This is a genomic window from Carnobacterium sp. CP1, assembly GCF_001483965.1.
Classification (GTDB): Bacteria; Bacillota; Bacilli; order Lactobacillales; family Carnobacteriaceae; genus Carnobacterium_A; species Carnobacterium_A antarcticum.
The window spans coordinates 1,849,866-1,869,211 of the sequence record NZ_CP010796.1 but is presented as its reverse complement, the minus strand read 5'-3'; the positions used below and the strand labels follow the sequence as shown (position 1 = coordinate 1,869,211).

The following is a 19,346-nucleotide window of genomic DNA, read 5'->3' as shown; positions in this document are numbered from 1 at the left end:
TCAAATCGTGTTGGTGTCTCTTAGATTGAAATTTCCTTCGGAACTTACGTGTTTGCTTGTAGAAATCCATGGGACCGCCCTGGAGGGCCCTTTGGGTCTCCAGGGATTCAAGCAGCCACTATTCTTCCAAAAATTTCAAGATTGTAGCATATAGTCATTTCATTTACCAACACCCAAAATGATAGAACTTTTTTAATGGGCTCCAGATATTTTTCAAACGTTTGAAGAACAGTTCTCGCTTTTCTTGGTAAAGCATATTTTTTTGATTCTTCTAAATATCTTTTGAATCGTTTGAAACCACGGTGTTCCAGTGCCCACTTCAATTGATTGAAAAGCGCATAGACACGTTCAAGTCTGGAATCAAGTTGCACAAGGTAATCCGCCATCATTTTTTCAGTAACAGCCCCTTCATATAACCGGTGGGTAAAATAACGGGAAAAATCTAAATCGTCTTCATTTTTAAGCACCAACTTCCATTGTTTTTTTAGTTTTCGATAATCCCTTGGCCTCGTGTAACGCAGTTCATTCATAACCTTGATTCGTTCGCTGTTCAAAGCCCGATTCATATGTTGAACGATGTGGAATCGGTCAATGATGATTTTAGCGTAGGGGAAACAATCTCTCACAAGCTGTGTATAGGGTGAATACATATCCATCGTGACCGTTTTGACTTTGTTTCTTGCTTCTACTGGATACCGCATAAAATAATCCAGCAGGTAAGGCAGTTGTCTATTCTCGACAACATCCGTCAACCGGTGGGTTGACGCATTAATAAACAGGAAGCTCATCGCTCCGGATACATCCTTGACCGACTTGAATTCATCGATGGAAAGATGTTGGGGCAGTTCCTGATTGTTTGGTTCAAGCGTCTCCCCCACTTGGCGCATTACCCGAATCACAGTAGGAGGAGAAACGGACAGGTGCTGGGCGATAAGTGTCATGGATTGTGTCTCTTTCAATTCCATGGCAATAGTTGTCTTGATCGAATTAGAGATGAAGCAATGGCGATCGACCAGGGAGGTTTCCGCTATGAAAGTCGAATCACAGTGCTTACAAAGAAATCGCTGCTTTTTCAATCGGAGCAGTACAGGCTGGAAATTGACATGAGTCAGTGTGAGTGTAGAACACTTTGTGCCGTGTTTGATGAGATCCTGGTGAGAGTTGTTTTTGACACCACACACTTTACAGCAGGTAGGCCGATAGGTCAATTTCCCATGCACTACCAGACATTCTTGATCCTTTTTCTTTTCCTTCATAACAGGAACTTCAGATAAATAAATATTTGGGTCTTTAATATTGAGCAGTTTTTTTATAGAATGAGTGTAGGCCATGTGAATTCTCCTATTCTTTTGTGTGGTAACTTAATTATAGGAGTTCACTGGTCTTTTTTCATTTAAAAATAAAAAATAGTGCCAGTGAACCGATTGGTTCACCAACACTAAATATTATAGAGCCTTTTTTGCATGTTCTATTTAAATATAATACAAATTTTCTGATGGATAGACTGGATCGCAAGTGATATCTAGTCCTAATTTTCGAAGTGTTTGTTCATCATCTTTGTTTAACATAACCGTTGAGTGAGCTTGCACGTCTTGCAGTTCAGACAACTTATTATAGGCCAATTGGGCAGCAGGGTTAGTCACTGCACTAATGGCAAGGGCAATAAGGACTTCACTTGCATTCAAAGCCGCTATTTTACTGTGAAGATCATTTACTTTAAGATTTTGAATTGTTTCTAAAATATTAGGAGACAATAAATGGATTTCATCTGAAATATGAGCTAAAACCTTAATGGAATTTAAAATGGCTGCAGAACAAGAATCCATTAAAGCCGTGGTTCTTCCTGTAACGATTTGGCCATCTGGTAATTCGAATGCAAGAACTGCTGGCATATCGCGTGTTTCTGAGCGTTCTCTCAACTGTTCAGCATACTTACGAGCTGGTGCCACAGGAACTCTATCTTCTTTCTTCAGTTCAACTTCTTGCATAATCATTTTCATATGATTAAGGGTTTCCTCGTCAATTAGTCCTTTTTTAAAATCACACTCTGTTGAAAAACATCTGCGAATAATTTCTTGTTTAGAGGCTTCTTTTACAACTTCATCATCAATAATACCAAATCCAACACGATTAACTCCCATATCTGTCGGAGATTGGTAGACCGATTCTCTTCCGGTAATTTTTTCAATGATCCTTTTAATAACTGGGAAGGTTTCAAGATCACGATTGTAATTGACCGCTACTTGATTGTATTTTTCAAAGTGAAAACTATCAATCGCATTTACATCATTTAAATCTACAGTTGCTGCTTCATAAGCAATATTAAGCGGGTGTTTTAATGGAATATTCCAAACTGGGAAGGTTTCAAATTTTGAATACCCAGCTGTTTTCCCTTGATGGCTTTCGTGATAAAGCTGAGTTAAGCACGTTGCCAATTTTCCGCTCGCAGGACCTGGCGCCGTAACCACAACAATTGGTTTAGTTGTTGGAATGTACTCATTTTTCCCAAAGCCCTCTTCACTTACAATGTTCTCGATATCTGATGGATACCCTTCAATTGCCGCATGAGTAAAGACTTTGATATCTCTTCTTTCTAATTTATTAATGAAGAGTTTCGTAGAGGGCTGTCCGTTATACCGAGTGATGACCACACTATTGATCGCTAAGCCATACCCTCTTAATTCGTCAATTAATCTAAAGACATCCATATCATACGTGATTCCGTAATCACCGCGAATTTTATTCCGCTCTATGTCTCCCGCATAAACACAAATAATGATTTCAGCTTGATCTTTTAATTTTTGCAATAACTTTATTTTTGCATCTTCATCAAATCCGGGCAATACCCGTTTAGCATGTTTATCGCCAATAAGTTTTCCGCCAAATTCAAGGTACAATTTATCGTAATCATTTACTCGTTCTAGGATATATTTTGACTGTTCTTCAATATATTTTTGTAAATCAAATCCTACTTTTTTCATGTGCTTTTCCTCCTATATGATTGTTGAGTTTTAGCAGCATACGTCCGAAACAAAAAAAAGTTAGACTATTTTTGTCGTCCTAACGGTTTTATTTCTAACTACTATTAAAAATGCATACGTTTGTCTATAATTTAAATTTTGCCTAAATCTACTGCACTATTTTTACATCCTTTTCAATTATAGGGGTTTATTTTTTATAATCAATGTATTTTGTCTATGAAATTGTGTAGAATCAATTAAAATGTTTTTTTATCGTACTAATAAAATACTGGACTAAACTTCAGCAACTAAGAGCGAAAGTTCAGTCCAGTATTCTACTGCATAAAACGGTATTAAAGAATCGTTATTCACGCCATGCGATAGCTAACCCTTTTAAAAAGTTTCTAGCGTATCGATCGCCGCATTCTTTGTAATTCCGGTGTCCTTCTTTTCTAAGCACCGCACTCAATTCGCTTTTTGATAAATGAACGCCAGCATTGCCTAATACGCCCAACATGTCTTCACTAGTAAGCGAAAGAGCTATTTTAATTTTCTTAAGCAACACGTTGTTCACATTACGATCGTTTATCATCATTAGAACTGGTTTTTCCGTTTCTTTAGCTTCTGAATCTCGTCTGCCTCTTTTGAATACGATCAAACCATTTAAAAAGGATTCTAGCGTTTGGTTAGAACAGTCTTTTACATAATCATTTTTTTGGAATTCCTCTTCTTTTACTTTATCAGAACTTTCGTTTATTGATTTAGTCAGCATTTTCTTTACGTCTTCTTTTGTTAATTCCAAACCACCTAGTTTAAAAATTTCTACCATATCTGTATCTTTAATATCTAAAGCATATCTCAATCTCACTAATCGGTCATTATTGTTCATCTTATTAACCCTCCAAAAGCTTTCCAATAGTTATCTAGTATCAGTATAAAGCTTTATTCCTATTATTGCATCCTTTGCCAACAGATAACCATCATTTAATGATCCGTCTAGAAGAGTTAAATTATTTCTCTTGTTTAATTAATAATCGGTTGTTGTAATTCGAGATATTTACTGCTAGAATAAATCAAAGCAAAGTCCTTTTAAATTAATCCAGAGAGATTAAAAAGGGTAACAAGTCAATATTTGATACCTTAGGTCCTTTTGCGAATATACCATTCAAAGGGGCATTTTTTGTGCCCAAAAATAGGAGGAATCATAGATGTCAACGAAGAAAATCATACAAGTCGATGAGAAGGTACCAGGAAAATTGCTTGTCCCTCTCAGTTTACAACACACATTCGCTATGTTCGGAGCTTCCGTTTTAGTTCCCATTATTTTTGGTATCGATCCCAGCATTGTTTTACTGATGAACGGGATTTCCACTCTGTTATTCATTTTGATCACAAAAGGAAAAGCTCCAGCTTATCTAGGTTCAAGTTTTGCGTTTATCGGACCGACGAGTATTATCATTGCTAATCAAGGCTTTCAATATGCCCAAGGCGCTTTTGTAGTGCTGGGTATTATCGGGTGCCTGTTGGCTCTTTTCGTTCGTCGTGTAGGTACCAAATGGATCGATGTCGTACTTCCGCCAGCAGCAATGGGAGCAGTCGTGGCTTTGATTGGATTGGAGCTAGCAGGCAACACCGTTCAAGGCGGCTCAATTGGCGCAAACTTGATGACGGATACTGCTGCATCTCAAGACTTTATCGTTTTTTTCATTACGTTGGGAGTCGCTATCCTAGGCTCGGTCCTATTCAAAGGATTTTTATCCACGATTCCGATTTTGATTTCTATCGTAGTCGGTTACCTATCAGCGATCGCTTTCGGGATGGTCGATTTTACACCTGTATTAGAAACTTCTCTTTTCACCATGCCGCATTTTCAATGGGCAAAATTTGATTTGAACGCTATTTTGACCATGCTGCCTGTTCTGCTAGTACTGACTTCTGAACATATCGGCCATCAAGTAGTTACATCAAATGTAATTGGACGTGACTTGATGAAAGAGCCTGGTCTGCATCGCTCATTATTCGCTGATTATTTTGCCTCTGCCTTGTCAGGTTTGATTGGCGGAGTGCCGACCACCACCTATGGCGAAAACATTGGTGTGATGGCTATTACCCGTGTTTATAGTGTTCGTGTGATTGCCGGAGCGGCTATTTTTTCAATCTGTATGGCTTTTGTAGGACCTTTAGCCGCGTTGATCTCTACCATCCCCGGCAACGTTATTGGAGGAGTGACCTTCTTACTTTATGGAATGATCGGGACAAGCGGACTGCGTTTATTGGTCGAATCCAAAGTCGACTACAGCAAATCAAAGAACTTGATTTTGACTTCTATCGTTTTTGTTGCTGGGTTAAGCGGATTAACCGTCAACTTTGCTGGTATCGAATTAAAAGGTATGATTCTGGCAAGTGTGGTCGGAATTATTTTAAGTGTCGCCTTCTATTTATTCGATAAAGCTGGCTGGATGAACGAATCAGCTGAAGAATAAAAACTAACTTTCAATAAAAAGCAAAAAACAGACAGAAAACTTCTTCATTAAAGAAGCTTTCTGTCTGTTTTTGCTTTAGTCCTTCTGCTTAAAAGTCTCTAGCTTCTCATTCAATTTTTGATAAACGACTCGCATCTCAGGCTCTGTGCAAGCTTTAACAGCTTCCGTTAAACTCATCCATTCAACTGCGCTATTTTCATCCGGTTTGATGGTTGTGTCCTCGTTTTCATCGGCTTCAATCAAATAAGTTACATTTAAATGCAGATGTGTCGCAATCGGTTCGCCTTTTTTTAAGTGAGCCGGGACACCTAATATTTCAAGAGAATAAACGTCCCTCGATACTGGAGCAATAGCTGTTACCCCTGTTTCTTCTGCTGTTTCCTTTAGAGCCACTTGCAGCAGATCTGCATCACCGTCTGCATGCCCGCCGACCCATGACCAAGACTGATAGATATTATGATAAGCCATCAATACCTTCGTTCGTGCACGGTTAACGACCCAAGCCGATGCCGTAAAGTGCGCAAATTCATTTTCCCGTGTCAGCAGGTTATCGAATGTATCCATATAACGCAGCATGACTTCTTGCTCTTTAGCTTCTTGAATAGTATAAGGTATGTAATGGCTGATTTGTTCTTTTAAATTCATGTCTACTTCTCCTTCAACAAGTTCTTTACAGAAATTTGAACTATGCACTTAATCGTTTATCTTAATTTACTAAAGTTAGATAAATTCTTTCCATTTAGTTGTTATTCTACCAAAACCTGTCCATAAATTCACCTTACCATCGAACACATAATTTCTGCTCTATTCTTAATGAACAAAAAGGGCTATCTGAAAAGACATAGCCCTTTTTTAAAATCTGAATTTCCGTCATTTTTCTTCCCTTAACCACTTAAAGAAATTGATGGTCATTAAGATCACAACGAATAAAAACGGAAATGAACCAAGCACCGCAATAGCTTGCAGAGATTCCAGCCCTCCTGCATAAAGCAAGATCGCAGCTATACTCGACATGATAATTCCCCATAAGAGCTTGACACGTGCATGCGGAGTCAGATTACCATTTGTACTAAACATGGCCAATACGTAAGTAGCAGAATCGGCTGAAGTAATAAAGAAAGTCGAAATCAGTAAAATAGCCAGTCCAGTGATTACTTTCCCAATACTTCCATAACTTTCCAGCATTGCAAACAGTCCTGTCTCTGTTCCTTTTTCCGTAATAACTTGAATAAGATTGTTATCATTGAACAATTCTTGCCAAATTCCAGTCCCGCCAAACACAGAAAACCAAAGAAAGGTAAAGACTGTTGGAACAATAAGCACTCCTCCGACAAATTCCCGAATCGTTCTGCCTTTTGAAATTCGAGCAATAAAAGAAGAGACGTAAGGTGCCCATGAAATCCACCACGACCAGTAAAAGATGGTCCATTTGTCGATCCATTGTCTATTTTCGGAACTAAACGCTGCTAAACGAAAGCTCATTTCCGGTAGTTTTTGGAAATAATTCCCAACACTTTGCACGAATAAATCTAGCAGATACGCCGTCGGACCAATAAGAAGAACTGCAAGCATCAAAAGAACAGCCAACACAATATTCAGATTGCTTAAAATTTTTACCCCTTTATCTAATCCAGTTGTAGCACTGATAAGATAAAGAACTGTTACAGTTATGATAACGACCAACTGAATAGCAAATGTATTCGGTATCCAGCTGATTGAAAAACTAAGGCCCCCTGCGATTTGCTGAGCCCCTAAACCTAAAGAAGTTGCTACTCCGAATACCGTGGCAATAATAGCGATCGTATCTACGATTGTACCGATAGTTCCTCTATACCTCTTTGCAAACAACGGTGTGACACTCTCACTAATAATAGCAGGCTTGTCTTTTCGGAAAGTCGTATAAGCAATGATAAGCCCAATTAGAGCGTATAAAGCCCAGGGTTGCAAGCCCCAATGAAAAAAAGTATAGGTCATGGATTCTCTAGCATTTGCTAACCTATCAGAAGATGGAATGGCTGGATCATGCAAATGCATGACGGGTTCGGCTACTCCCCAGAAAACCAATCCAATCCCCATCCCTGCACTAAACAACATGGCTACCCAAGAAAAATAACTAAATTCCGGTTTGTCATCCTGACGGCCCAGTTTGATGTTGCCATATTTAGAAAACAGCAAGTATATCACCGCTATCAGAACCGCTGCCATTAACAGCACATAAAGCCATCCAAAACCTTTCGAAATCCAATTTTGCAAAGTCTCTGCAACACGGCTCATAGAGTACTTTCCCAGCAAACTGCCAGGTATGGCACCCCAAATCGTAAAAAGCACACAAATAACGACGGATGATAGATAGGCTGTATAACTTTTTTTCCCACGTTTCATGTTCTCGTCTCCTTTCGTATAGTTTCTTCTTATTATACGGAGAGAAAGGCATTAGACCAAGTTAATTGTCTTTGGATTCTATCTAATCGACTTCCTTCTTCATTTATCATAAAATTGTAGCGAGGCAATACTATCATCATGCATTTTAAAAATTCTTTAAATGGAGGGTTTCAAATGAAAAATACGATAAATATTGGACTATACGTTGAAAATGTAGAAGAAAATGCTTCTTTTTGGAAACAGTACCTTAAAGCTAAAGAAATTGAGCGAATAGAACTGGGTAATTTCGTTGCTATTACGCTTGAAGTGTCGCCTTACTGTCACTTTCAATTATTAGATATCGACTTTATCAGAGAACAATCCCCTGAAGTTGCAGATAACAAACCGTCTATTTTGATTCATACTCCTATTTTCGCAGAAATCCATGATCAGCTGGAAAAAGATCATTATTACACCGGCGAATATGTCTACCAAGGCGATTTTAGAACGTTCAACTTCAAAGACAATGCTGGCGATTATTATGCTGTACGAGAAATGAATTAAACAGCATCCTTTCAAAAGAATAAGAATACCGCTTATGTTAACCAAAACATAAACGGTATTTTTTCTGTTCTTATCAAAAATCGTATCCTTAATCAGCAGAAGATTCCATATCTTCTTGCTGCTTGGGGTAAATTAATTTTGAGCCTTCTCTTACGGCTTTTGCCCCGTACATTCCGATTTCATGCAGAATCGTTTTTTTCTCTGTCATGATATGATGAACCGACAGCCCTTTTAAAACTAACGTATTTGAAATAACCAATCGGTGACACCTCCATGGCACGCTTTCAGAACACATGTAGCATAAGCGTTCTTTATCTTCAATTGCCATCAATCCGCTTATCCCTTTTTCATACTCTTCAGTTAAACTATAGGCAGCATAATTTCGAAAAGAAGGATTGCGCCAGCCGTTGATCAATGATTCATCTATTTCCCGGTTCTTCTTTCTTCTGCCGCCTAATTCCGGCATATGAAGATAGCGAATACCCTGTTCCGGTATCCACTTTTCCATATTTTCTTTATTAAATTGAGGCATATGTTTGCTGCCTGGATACGAACGAACATCAACCAGTGTCTCTATCTTGTAAGCCTTGAGCCAATCAGTAAACTCCTCACTGCTATGTGTTGAATGCCCAATGGTATAAATATCCACTTTTATCTCCCCTTTCTTATCAGTTTCGAAATGCTTTACAGTCTGCTTTCTATTTTTACTTTTATTTTAATTTGTGTCAATATAAGAGACTGGCACATCTTATTCATGCCATCGAATAATCAAAAAAAAATAGAAGTGTGTGTGTGTTTCATTTAAATTCAACCCTTAAGGAGGTTTTAAAATGAAAAAGAATGATAGATCATTATATGCAGCGCTAACTGGAATAAGTGTCTTTCTTGTACAGCTTATTATGGAACTATTTGTAAAAGATCTTATTTCTAATTCTTTTGTTTACGTTATAATCGATTCAATAGTACTTTTTGCAGTCATATATGGAGTTCATATTGTCCTAAAAAACAAAGACGGTAAAAAAAATAAATCCTGAACCGGGATTTAATAAAGTAGTTTCTAACATTTTTGGTGTTGGTAAGCTAAATAAATGTATGCCTGTTCTATACCTTTGAAATTTTCGGAGGAATAGTGGCTGCTTGTAGCCATGAAGAGGATTCAATGCGAATTACGAAGCGTTTACGCTTCGTTTGAGGCTTGAAAACCTGGAGAGCCAAGAGGGCGGTCCCATGGCTTTCTACAAGCAAACACGTAAATTCAGGAGGAAATTTCACTCCCTAAAAGTATCAAACATTCTAGCCATTTAAATCTGGCTTTTCTGCAAAAGCATTTAATCCATTGTACCTATCTGTATGAACGATATCGCTTGCTAAATAGTCATAAATGCTTTTCTCAATTGGTATTCCTTCTTTAAGAAATCCTTTTTCACGCAATTGACCTCTCTCGCCTGGCACGTATACTTGATCGAACCCTTTTGCTGGACGGATTTGGTGCAACTCATCAATCGTTTCTTCAATATCATCTTTAAAACTATCTAAGTTGGTAAAACGCTTAGGATCAATCAAAATATAGAGTTGCCCTAAGTTTCTTCCTTCTGTCATATTTGCGTACATGGAAGAAACGTGCTTGCCAAATGGTAAACCTAGCAGCATTCCTGAAAGGATATCCACCATCATCATCAACCCGTATCCTTTAGGGCCAGCTATCGGCAACAAGCCCGCCACGTCGTGAGGGTTTGTGGTCGGCACACCTTCATCATTTACTGCCCAAGTGTCGGGAATATCTTTATTTTTTGAGCGGGCATCCAATACCTTACCCCATGCTTGAACGGTTGTAGCCATGTCAAATAAAATCGGCTCGCCTGTTTTTCTAGGTACTCCATAAGCAATTGGATTCGTGCCATAGTAAGTTTCGGCTCCTCCAAAAGGAACAACCATAGGATCTGACTGGCACATTGCAATACAAATCAAGTCATTTTCTGCTGCTTTCTTTACATAATAAGAAAGAACCCCGCTGTGGCTCATTTTTGAGACACCTACAATGGCCACACCGCTTTCTTTCGCAAAAGGTATTGCTTCATCTATCGCTAAGTTGCAAATGTACTGGCCTATTCCATTATCTCCATGAAAAATGGCTGAACTTGGACCAGTCTTTTCAAATTTAACTTGAGGATCTAAAGTGACTCCTCCTTTAGCTATTCTTTCTGCATAGTATTCAACACGCACAGCTCCATGAGAGTGAATCCCTCTAGAATCTGCGTAGACTAAGTGGTTAGCAACTTCTTCAGCCTGATCCGAATGCAAACCGGCTTTTTCTAGTTTTTTCTGGATTAAATCGTGTAATTTATCTGGCATTACTTTCACTACGTCTGTCAATATACTCACCTATTTCTTATTATTTTAAGTTACTGTCTATACTTGCACCAGAGGTACGTTTAGTTCTGTTGAAAAACTTATTTAGCTGTCTCTTCCGAAAAAAGAAGTAGACTATCTTTCTCTACCACACCAGTGTAAGCGCATACTGTTTTTATTGCATTAGATTAAACTAACAAATCTATTTATAAAATTGTGCAAATTAGATAACCACGTTTGTATGCTACGTTTTTTGAATGGCATCAATCCATAAGAATTGCCCAACTTCATTCGTTTATCAAAACCGTAAAAGTCAATTAGTGGAACGATTTGCAAAGATGTGAGAATATACGTTTAATGAAAACATACTAGAATAAAGGGGCTTAAAAGTTATGAAAGATATATATAACCTCAGTGTCTACTCTCCAGCCAGCGGGCGGATAATAAAACTGTCAGACGTGGACGACCCAGTATTTTCAAAAAAAATGATGGGAGACGGCTTTGCAATAGAGCCAATGGATGAAAAAATCGTTAGCCCAGCAGCTGGAAAGATTGCTTTTATCGCTCCAACTAAACATGCTATCGGTATTGAAACAAACGAAGGTTTAGCTATTGTCTTGCATCTGGGAATTGATACAGTAGATCTTAACGGTACTCCTTTTGAGCTTTTTGTTAAAGAAGGCGATTCAGTTGCTGAGAACTCAAAGATTTGCTCCATGGATCTTAAAGCAATTGAATCGGCAGGAAAAAAGACGACCGTTATAACAGCCATTACAAATTTCTCGGAAAAAATAAAAGAAATGACGGTTGAATATGGCAATACATCTGCTGGTAATTTGGCTGCTTCTATTGAGCTTCTACCTGGTAACAAAAAAAGCAAACAACACCAAACAGAAAATTACCAAAGTTTAGCTGAAAACATTATTCGTTATGTCGGCGGCGAAGAAAATATCGATAGTTTGATTCACTGCATCACACGTCTTCGTTTTTACTTAAAAGATGAATCAAAAACGAATGGCGATGCAATGCAAGATTTAAAAGGTGTCCTCGGAGTAGCAACAGCCGGCGGCCAGTATCAAGTTATTATCGGCCCGGCTGTTAACGATGTCTACGAGGCCGTTATGTCGCAACTGTCTTTTTCTGAAAACAAACAAGATGCTGCCAGTCCTATTCCTGACAACTCAGAAGATAAAACCGTCTTAGAAAAAATAAAAAATGGTTCTAATCAATTATTAGGGACCATTACTGGTTCAATGACTCCAATCATCAGCATTCTTGCTGCTTCAGGTGTTATGAAAGGGTTATTGGCTTTATTAACAGGATTAAATGTTGTCTCTGAAGCGGGTAATTTTTATTTGCTGGTAAGCGCAATGGCTGATGCAGTCTTTTACTTCTTGCCTATTTTGATCGGCTTCAACGCTGCAATCAGATTAGGCGGCAATGCCATTTTAACAGCGGTCGTTGGCGGTGCCATTGCCTATCCTACCCTCCTCGAAGCTGCTGACAAGGGGCTGAATGTTTTATCGATTGGACCCGTTGATTTTCCATTTGTTTCTTATTCCTATTCTATTTTTCCAATGATATTAGCTGCCTGGTTGGTAAAGAAAATAGAAGCTTGGCTAAAAACATGGGTTCCTGCTTTTCTGCAAGCAATTATTAATCCAATCATTGTTATTGGATTAGTCACTTCAATCACATTTTTGATCACTGGACCGGTCATTACCTGGTTATCTTTTGCTTTGGCAAGCGGCCTTGAAACCTTTCTAAACTGGAACGCGCCTATTTTTGGAGCCATTATTGATGGTTTTTATCAAATACTCGTTATCTTTGGATTGCACTGGGGCATTATGCCGATATATATTAATGACTTTGCAACTTTAGGTTATAGCCACCTCTCAGCCATGGTAAGTGTTACAATCGTCGGCCAAGGCGGCGCAGCATTGGCTGTCGCTATGAAGACTAAAAAAGCAGAGCTGAAAGAAATAGGATACGCAGCAGCCATTTCCGCATTCTGTGGAATTACTGAACCAGCTATTTATGGTATAACACTGCGTTACCGACGTCCTTTCATCTGTGCCAGTATAGGCAGCGCGGTTGGCGGTTTTCTGGTCGGTTTATTAGATGTTAATATGTGGAGCATTATCGGGTCGATCATTGGTCTGCCATCCTATATCGATCCTAAATTAGGGATTACCTCTAACTTTTGGTTTGCAGTTCTTGCAACGGCGATTACATTGATTGTTTCCTTTACACTCACTTATTTCTGGGGGTACAACGATTCCATGCAAATGAGAGAAAAACGTGAAAAACCAAAAAATCCAGCAAAAATGCAGCAATTTTAGTTTTTTAGTGAAAAGAAACCAGATCACTTCCTAATGGATGCCAATTATTAACTAGTAAACGCATTAATGTATTTCTTTCCTACATTAAAAATAAATATTAGTGGACAGCACTCCAAAAAATCAGAATAGTTCTGTTTTCTTGGGGTGCTGTCCATATGAAAAGGTAACGTTATGTTTAGCTTAATCATTGTTATGCGGAATGAAACCAAGTGGTGTCGGTCCCGCAATTCCTAACATAATGAAATCTTCATCAGAATTATTCGCCATACCATGCTTTTCACCTGCACGGGCAACTATAACGTCCCCTGCTTTGATTTGAACTATTTCGCCGCATTCAGGATAATAATCGGCCGTTCCTTCAATGACGATCCAAATATCGTCAGCCTGCTCATGTGAGTGGGTCGGCAATGTCTGGCCTGGATACATGCACCATACAGCTCCTACGCTATTAGGTGTTTCATAGAAAATATGTTTTGTCGCTTCTTCTCTAAATTCTTGAATATCGGGCTAATGGAAAATACGGTTTTTTAAATCCTCTCTTGCTAATTTTGTTAAGTTCATTGTATTTCCTCCTCATTTTCTATCTTTGATTTTATTGTGCATGTGTTGCTCATTAATTCACATGTTAATATTGATAAATTCATGATTGTTAGTTGTGTAACACAAAACCGTACTATTTAGACTGTTTTCTAAATAGCACAAGTTTTTATGTTGATCAATCAGCTTTACAAATGTACGCTGATGGTTGAAACAAATCACGATTTTGGACGAAAGCCTGGGTACGATTATCGCTCAATAACGTTTTGAGGCTCGCCTTCTAAGAACGAAAGTGTGTTATCGAACGCAATGCCAGCCCGCAGTTCCATTGCTTCATTAGTAAGGAAACCTACATGTGGTGTTAAGATCGTATTTTTTGCGTGTAATAATTTATAGTCCCCAGGAATAGGAGGCTCCATATCAAACACATCAATACCGGCTCCAGCAATCTGTCCGTCATTTAATGCATCCGCCAAGGCATCATTATCAACAATTGGCCCCCGCGCGCAGTTGATTAAAATAGCTGACTCTTTCATTAAGGCTAATTTTTCTTTAGAAATCATTCCTTTTGTGCTAGGAACTAATGGGACATGTAAGGATACAATATCAGATTTTCTCAATAATTCATCTAATTTCATATATTCAATATCTAACCCTTCAGCTTCAGGACTTGGAGAATGATCCATAGCAACTAACTTTGCTCCAAATGCTTTAAATAAACGAGCAGTCATGGAACCAATTTTCCCCGTACCAATAATTCCAACCGTTTTCCCTTTTATTTCGCTACCTTGGAACGCTCCTGAGAACTGTTCAGCACGGATGTCTTGATTGCCTTGTGCGATTTGGCGATATAAATCTAAAACTAAACCAATCGTTAGTTCTGCAACAGCCTGGTTTGCATATCCAGCTGCGTTACAGACCAAAATGTCTTGGTTTTTAGCATCAGCGATGCCAACATGGTCTACACCAGTAAAGGCGACATTGATTAATTTTAATTTTTCATTTTGATCAATCACTTCTGTAGGATAGGGGTTATTAGCAATCATAATAACATCTGCGTCTTCGCTTCGTTTCGCTAACTCTGTCGGATCAGTTGTTTTTTCATTGTAGTAAACAAATTCATGCCCGATCTCTTTGATAGGCTCCGCCAATTTTTCAATAAGCGAATCTGGAACATTTAATGGTTCTAATAACTTAACTAACATTTAATCCATTCCTTTCACTATAGGTTAATGACTTACTAAACGGTTTTTCCGAACAACTAGTGAATGAAATCACAAATAGTTTTTCTTTATTTATACATTAACACTAATGCTTAGGATTGTTATTGTCAACTCATTCACATTAAAAAGGAGCAAGAAAAAATTCTTTTTCCTCTTTTAAATGTAGGATCCATCTCTCAAAATAGCGCCAGAAACCTCTAGTTCCGGGTATATTCTTTGAGTTGTTTGCTGATACAGTTAAATCTATCCGTCACTATTCTAAAGTAATCAATCTTCTCTACATAAAAGCAATAGCGGAATAAAAGAAGTAACAAAGCAATTCTGACTAGTGAATCTCCTTAAAGCTTAAAGTTTGACAGGGTTTCTTTTGCTATGCTAGATTTAAAATAAACAAATTCCAATAAAAAGGGAGCGATTTCATGGGCAGAGGTGGTGGAAGCCGAGGTGGCGGTTCATCCGGTGGAAGCCGAGGCGGAGGCGGTTCGTTCGGTGGAAACAGAGGCGGTGCCGGCCGCAGCAGCGGTGGCAGTGGTAGAGGCGGCGGTTCATTTGGTGGCGGTGGTTCATCCGGTCGCGGATCTTATGGCGGCAACCGTGGTTCAGGTGGGCCAGTTTTTAGACCAGGACCTATTTTTATGCCAGGCAGATCAAGAAGCTATCGAAGAAGGCCAAGTTATTATGGCGGCGGAGGCGGAAATTCAGGATGCGGATGCGGAACCATTCTAGCTATCTTGTTCATCCTGTTTGTTTTATTTTCTCTATTTGGCAGTTTTATGTTCAGTAGTTCTGGTAGTCCAAGCAGTTCGAATGATATCTCGAAGTCAACGATAGAACGTGAGCCGTTAGATAAAGGTGCCGTAAATGAAACGGCCTACTTTACCGACGAAGCCGGTTGGATCAGCAACCAAACCGAGCTGACTAAGGGCTTGAAGTACTTCTATGATAAAACAGGAGTACAGCCTCACGTTTACATAACAGATAACATCAACGGCTCAGCCAGTCTAACGAATGAAGAAATGTCCAACTTTTCCAGAGAACTATATGATCAGCTATTTACAGACGAGGCGCATCTCCTGCTTGTGTTCTATGAGCCTGTCCCCGATCAGTATATGGATTATTATGTGACCGGCACTCAGGCGAAAAGTGTGATTGATACAGAAGCTGGCGATATCTTATTAGATTATATCGATCGTTACTATTACGAAGATTTATCAGATGAAGCGTTTTTTAGCAAATCTTTTCACGATGCAGCTGACCGTATTATGGAAGTGACACGTTCACCATGGATCACCGTCTTTATCGTTATTGGCAGCGTTGTGCTGATTGGTCTACTGTTCTTATGGTGGCAACGTTCTAAAAAGCAAAAGAATCTTGAAGCCAAACAAACAGAAGATATCCTCAACACACCATTGGAAAAATACGGCAGCACCGAAGCTGAAGAACTGGCAAAAAAATATAAAGACGATAACGAAAAAAAATAAAATTATCCTTGAAGGAGGAACAAAAACATGGCTATTTTAGACCGTTTTACCGACATCATCAGTGCAAACATCAATTCACTCATTGACCGAATGGAAGATCCTGAAAAAATGATCGATCAATACTTACGCAACATGACAGAAGACTTGGCAGAAGTTAAACGCAATACAGCTGGTGTCATCGCTGAAGAAACCCGTACGAAACGCGCTGTTGATCAAAATGAAGCTGAAGTTATGAAATACAATGACTACGCCAAAAAAGCTTTAACAGCCGGAAATGAAGACGATGCACGTATTTTCCTGAAGAAAAAACAAGAACTGGAAGATGTCGGAACCGGCTTAGCGCAATCTTACGCTGCTGCACATGAAAATGCTGCAAAAATGCGTCAAATGCATGATAAACTAGCTTCTGATATCGAAACTTTAAAAGGCCGCCGTGCTATGATCAAAGGCAAGATGTCTGTAGCGAAAACTCAAGAAAAGCTGAATAATGTCAGCGAATCTATCGGCAAAACACAAGGTGCAATGGGTTCATTCTCGCGTATGGAAGACAAAGCTGACCGCATGCTAGATGAAGCCAATGCCATGTCAGAATTAAATCAAGAACCGGTTGACGAAGCAAAATCACTGGAAGAAAAATATTCCAGCGAAGGCTCAGCCGCTGTTGAAGATGAGCTGAACCGCCTGAAGTCAGATATGGGCTTATAATAACGACTTTTTTCTATTAAAATAAGCAAAGAGGTTGGGACAAAAGTCCCAACCTCTTTTGCATATCCGAATATTTATTCTAGAACGTGTTCCAAAAAGCAGACCCGACGTCCACTTCACGAATAATGCTCGATGGTCTGTGACCATACTGCGCTTATTCGTTCCAGTGATTCGGGTCTAAACGCTTTTTGTCTCACTCCCTTTTTTGGGCTACATTTCATTGATAAAATCAGCAATCAGCTTATTGACATGTTTTGGTTCTTCGTGATGCACCCAGTGAGTAGCTTCCCCTAGCAATACTCCCCGGCCTTCATCACAAAACTCAAGGCTTTTACTGGCCAATTCATGCCCCAAAAATTGATCTTTGGCTCCCCATATCACTAAGGTGGGCACCGTGACTCGAGATGGAATAGTTGGGCCGGAAAGGCTGCGCACATTAGCGCGGTACCAATTGATCATCGAACGCATGGCTCCCGGACGAGACCAGGCAGCACGGTACTTTTGCAAATCATTCTCACTGAATGTGCCTTCCTTGCTGCTATTCCTCAATGCCTTTACCGCAACTTTCCAATCGGACAGTTCAAATAATCTCTCCGGTATCCCTCTAAGTTGAAAGAAAAGGATATACGAACTTCTCAGAATTTGTACTGGGTGTTGTAAGATTTGTCTGCTCATAGCTGCTCCGTGTGGGGCGTTGAGGATGACTAATTTGTGGAGTAAATCAGGATGCTCTCTCGCCACTCTCCACGCCACGATTCCTCCCCAATCATGACCCACAAGAAACACTTTTTCTTTTCCAGAAGCTTTGATCAAGCCCGCAATATCCTCGACTAGATGATCCATTCGGTAGTCGCTTACTTTTTCAGGTTTGTCGCTGAGATTATACCCTCTTTGGTCAGGTGCCCATACTCGGAACCCTTTATTTGCTAAATTAGAAATCTGGTCGCGCCACCCATACCAGTATTCGGGAAACCCATGCAGCAAAATAATCAACTGTCCTTCTTCAGGGCCTTGTTGAACAACATGCAGTTTAATTCCATTCGTTTTTACGTACTTATGCTCTTCTGTTATTTCCATCTATTTTAAACCCTCCTAGTCTACCGGAAAAATCTACTGATTCTCTGTTTGCTTATGGTATGGTTCTCCTTAGATGAACACTTCCATGCTAAGTTAATTTTAACATCTTACATATTTGCGTTTGAAACCTAGCCTTCCTTTATTCATTTCTTTTTGAATACTTTCGTAAGCGTTTAGGTAATTGCTTTTTTCTTTTCTCGCTTGACTTCTACTGTACCTACTTCCGTTGCGATCTGTTTATCGGCAACTTCTTGTGCAATATTAGACTCAGATAATGTTAGGGCTACCACCTCTAGCTAACACTGCTGCCTGTTTTTCAGCACCCATCCTGAGATTGACACCTGTTACCCGCTGCAGCATAAAAGGAAAAATTGTGAACCGCTTGGTCTTTCAACATTTCTTTTCTACAATCCCTTTATAAAACCCTATTCTATAAAAAATCCTTTAGAAATCATCACGTGCTTTACGCAACTCTACAAAATCTTCCAACCTCTCTGCCTGAAGAAACAGATTGATTTTTTTCTCTCGGCCGATGGTTGATGGTAAAGTTGGCTCTTCTTTTGCACGCAGATCATTGGCTTGGTCTAATGCTTCAGAAACTGATTTGTTAGACGGCTGCATAGAATGGGCAAAACGCAGATTCGTTTGCGTGTACTCATGAGCTGCATAGACTTGTGTCTCATCGTCTAAGCGTTTCAATTTCTGCAAGGCATCATATTGGGCTTGGTAATCTCCTGTGAACACCCGACCACAGCCTGCTGAGAACAAGGCATCCCCACAAAATAGGGCTTCCTCTCCCATCAAGAAACTGATATGTCCGTGGGTATGCCCACCTGTTTTGATGACTTGAAAAGTCTGGCCCAATAACCTGAAACTTTCTCCTTCTTGAACAATACGATCAGCTAAGGGCTCCGTTTCTTTTGGTCCATAAATAGGAGTATCCGGATATTTCGCTAACATTTCTTTCACTCCGCCGATATGATCCTCGTGATTATGAGTCAAAAGAATGGCAGTTAAATGCAGCTGTTGTTCTTCCAGGTAATCCATCACACCTTCAGCTTCTCCTGGATCGACTACCACTGCTTCTGTTCCTTCTTCAATAACCCAAATATAATTGTCAGAAAAAGCCTTGATTGGGTGAATGTTCATTCCTATTCCTCCTTATTTGTAATTTTTACTATAACTAACTCATTTTGAAATAAATCGATGATTTTTTCAAATATTCAGTCAAGATGACTATGGATTGATTGGTTCTGGCAGGAGT

At 39.3% G+C, this 19,346-nt stretch carries 17 protein-coding genes; 6 read left to right on the top strand and 11 right to left on the bottom strand.

The window, feature by feature from the left end:
- Window positions 1-107: 107 nt before the first annotated feature.
- The 3 genes from NY10_RS08790 to NY10_RS08780 all read right to left on the bottom strand — a co-directional run bounded on the left by NY10_RS08790 (window position 108) and on the right by NY10_RS08780 (window position 3,849).
- Window positions 108-1,331 (bottom strand): ISL3 family transposase, encoded by a 1,224-nt coding sequence (locus NY10_RS08790; protein ID WP_058919616.1) that lies wholly within the window; start codon window positions 1,329-1,331, stop codon window positions 108-110.
- 141 nt (window positions 1,332-1,472) lie between these two features.
- A complete protein-coding gene (locus tag NY10_RS08785; protein WP_058919615.1) occupies window positions 1,473-2,981 on the bottom strand; it encodes a DUF1846 domain-containing protein in 1,509 nt (502 codons plus the stop codon).
- Between the two features lie 343 nt (window positions 2,982-3,324).
- The gene (locus NY10_RS08780) at window positions 3,325-3,849 is read right to left on the bottom strand and encodes a YehS family protein (RefSeq protein ID WP_058919614.1); all 525 of its coding nucleotides are present in this window, start codon (window positions 3,847-3,849) and stop codon (window positions 3,325-3,327) included.
- A gap of 319 nt (window positions 3,850-4,168) precedes the next feature.
- Here NY10_RS08780 and uraA point away from each other — a divergent pair, with 319 nt between their 5' ends.
- The gene (gene uraA, locus NY10_RS08775; RefSeq protein ID WP_058919613.1) at window positions 4,169-5,443 is read left to right on the top strand and encodes a uracil permease; all 1,275 of its coding nucleotides are present in this window, start codon (window positions 4,169-4,171) and stop codon (window positions 5,441-5,443) included.
- 75 nt (window positions 5,444-5,518) lie between these two features.
- On the opposite strand, the gene NY10_RS08770 is transcribed toward uraA, so the two are convergent.
- Window positions 5,519-6,088, bottom strand: coding sequence for an NUDIX hydrolase (locus NY10_RS08770; RefSeq protein ID WP_058919612.1), 570 nt, complete (start codon window positions 6,086-6,088; stop codon window positions 5,519-5,521).
- 225 nt (window positions 6,089-6,313) lie between these two features.
- Window positions 6,314-7,825: a BCCT family transporter gene (locus NY10_RS08765; RefSeq protein WP_058919611.1), complete on the bottom strand. Its 1,512-nt coding sequence runs from the start codon at window positions 7,823-7,825 to the stop codon at window positions 6,314-6,316.
- Window positions 7,826-7,999: 174 nt separating this feature from the next.
- On the opposite strand from NY10_RS08765, the gene NY10_RS08760 reads away from it, so the two are divergent.
- On the top strand, window positions 8,000-8,368 hold the full coding sequence (locus tag NY10_RS08760; protein WP_058919610.1) for a VOC family protein: 369 nt from the start codon (window positions 8,000-8,002) through the stop codon (window positions 8,366-8,368).
- A gap of 88 nt (window positions 8,369-8,456) precedes the next feature.
- On the opposite strand, the gene NY10_RS08755 is transcribed toward NY10_RS08760, so the two are convergent.
- The gene (locus tag NY10_RS08755; protein WP_058919609.1) at window positions 8,457-9,017 is read right to left on the bottom strand and encodes a DUF488 domain-containing protein; all 561 of its coding nucleotides are present in this window, start codon (window positions 9,015-9,017) and stop codon (window positions 8,457-8,459) included.
- A 181-nt stretch (window positions 9,018-9,198) separates the two neighbouring features.
- Between NY10_RS08755 and NY10_RS08750 the strand changes: the two genes are divergently transcribed.
- Window positions 9,199-9,402 carry a hypothetical protein gene (locus NY10_RS08750; protein ID WP_058919608.1) on the top strand — a complete coding sequence of 68 codons (204 nt, stop codon included), beginning with the start codon at window positions 9,199-9,201 and terminating at the stop codon, window positions 9,400-9,402.
- Window positions 9,403-9,661: 259 nt separating this feature from the next.
- Here the strand turns inward: NY10_RS08750 and allD are convergent, their stop codons facing one another.
- Window positions 9,662-10,720 (bottom strand): ureidoglycolate dehydrogenase, encoded by a 1,059-nt coding sequence (allD, locus tag NY10_RS08745; protein WP_156413285.1) that lies wholly within the window; start codon window positions 10,718-10,720, stop codon window positions 9,662-9,664.
- A gap of 389 nt (window positions 10,721-11,109) precedes the next feature.
- Here allD and NY10_RS08740 point away from each other — a divergent pair, with 389 nt between their 5' ends.
- Window positions 11,110-13,059, top strand: a complete 1,950-nt coding sequence (locus NY10_RS08740; RefSeq protein ID WP_058919606.1) for a PTS sugar transporter subunit IIABC — start codon at window positions 11,110-11,112, stop codon at window positions 13,057-13,059.
- A gap of 180 nt (window positions 13,060-13,239) precedes the next feature.
- Here NY10_RS08740 and NY10_RS12710 read toward each other — a convergent pair whose 3' ends face one another.
- Window positions 13,240-13,485, bottom strand: coding sequence for a cupin domain-containing protein (locus tag NY10_RS12710; RefSeq protein WP_197408960.1), 246 nt, complete (start codon window positions 13,483-13,485; stop codon window positions 13,240-13,242).
- A gap of 359 nt (window positions 13,486-13,844) precedes the next feature.
- Complete coding sequence (locus NY10_RS08730; RefSeq protein WP_058919605.1) at window positions 13,845-14,801, bottom strand: 2-hydroxyacid dehydrogenase; 957 nt, start codon at window positions 14,799-14,801, stop codon at window positions 13,845-13,847.
- Window positions 14,802-15,238: 437 nt separating this feature from the next.
- Between NY10_RS08730 and NY10_RS08725 the strand changes: the two genes are divergently transcribed.
- Entirely contained in the window at window positions 15,239-16,300 is a 1,062-nt protein-coding gene (locus NY10_RS08725; RefSeq protein ID WP_058919604.1) for a TPM domain-containing protein, read from the top strand.
- Window positions 16,301-16,327: 27 nt separating this feature from the next.
- Complete coding sequence (locus NY10_RS08720; RefSeq protein ID WP_058919603.1) at window positions 16,328-17,005, top strand: PspA/IM30 family protein; 678 nt, start codon at window positions 16,328-16,330, stop codon at window positions 17,003-17,005.
- 210 nt (window positions 17,006-17,215) lie between these two features.
- Here the strand turns inward: NY10_RS08720 and NY10_RS08715 are convergent, their stop codons facing one another.
- Window positions 17,216-18,082, bottom strand: a complete 867-nt coding sequence (locus tag NY10_RS08715; RefSeq protein ID WP_058919602.1) for an alpha/beta fold hydrolase — start codon at window positions 18,080-18,082, stop codon at window positions 17,216-17,218.
- A 444-nt stretch (window positions 18,083-18,526) separates the two neighbouring features.
- Complete coding sequence (gloB, locus tag NY10_RS08710) at window positions 18,527-19,231, bottom strand: hydroxyacylglutathione hydrolase (protein ID WP_058919601.1); 705 nt, start codon at window positions 19,229-19,231, stop codon at window positions 18,527-18,529.
- Between the last annotated feature and the right edge of the window lie 115 nt (window positions 19,232-19,346).